This window comes from Streptomyces niveus, assembly GCF_001723055.1.
GTDB classification, from domain to species: Bacteria; Actinomycetota; Actinomycetes; order Streptomycetales; family Streptomycetaceae; genus Streptomyces; species Streptomyces niveus.
This window is the reverse complement of sequence record NZ_MDCR01000528.1, coordinates 1-938: the sequence shown is the minus strand read 5'-3', so window position 1 is coordinate 938 and position 938 is coordinate 1. Positions and strand designations below refer to the sequence as shown.

The following is a 938-nucleotide window of genomic DNA, read 5'->3' as shown; positions in this document are numbered from 1 at the left end:
GCCGACCTGATGGCGGCGCTGAGCGGCAACAACGCCACCGCGGCGATCGTGCTGGTGGAGGGCAAGCCGACGGGCGTGGTGAGCCGCCAGGACCTGCTCGCGTTCCTCGCGAAGGACGCCAAGTAGGGCCGGGACGGGCCGGTGGCCGGGCTTCGTGAAAGTGGTACCAGCGCGACATCTACGCGCAGCACGCACTTAACACGGCTCGGCCACAGTAGTTGTTGTCGGCGTCAGTGATCTCCGGAGCGGCTCCCGGACCCATGGACGCCACCTGGACGCGGTGCCGGTACTGACCCGGCCCCGAGTCCCTCGCGGGGACCGCCGTCGTCCCGCCCTCCGGAAACGGGGGTGCGGCGGTCCTCGCGACATTCCCGTCCCCGAAGCGGCCGGTCCCCCGTGGAGCGGCCGTTTCGCCGTGTGGGGTCAGTCCTCCCAGTCGGACGACTGCTTCGACTCGCGCGTACGCCGACGGGCCCAGGGCACGCCACGGGCCGCGTGCGCCGCGTTCACCCCGACGATGCCGAGCCAGGCCACGCAGAGCCCGGCGAAGTCCGCGTTCACCACGGCTATCGCCGAGAGCGGGATGGCCAGCACCAGCGAGACGATGGCGAAGCCGTAGCGATCGCCGAAGGAGTCCCCGCTGCTGGGCGGCCGGGCGCCGCGGGCGACGACCATCTGCTGTTCGGCGAGCTGACGCCGGACGCGACGGTCGGTCGTGCTGTCGAGGCGCTGATCGAGCTTCTCCAGGAACGACTCGATGAGCGCGGACTCGTACTCGGGCCCCAGCTCTCGGCGGGCCTGAAGGGTGGCGTCGAGCTCCTTCTTGAGCTCAGGGTCGCGGGCTTCCATGGCCATAACGTTACGAAGTCGGAGCCCCCGGAGCAGTGGGGCTATCCCCCCTCTTTCCCTGCGGGGTGCCGCAGGGAAAGAGGGGGGAT

At 70.7% G+C, this 938-nt stretch carries 1 protein-coding gene; it reads right to left on the bottom strand.

Translation table 11 applies throughout. The annotated features are described in order from the left end of the window. Positions 1 to 423: 423 nt before the first annotated feature. Positions 424 to 849, bottom strand: a complete 426-nt coding sequence (locus BHU15_RS37305) for a hypothetical protein (RefSeq protein ID WP_069631122.1) — start codon at positions 847 to 849, stop codon at positions 424 to 426. Positions 850 to 938 lie beyond the last annotated feature (89 nt).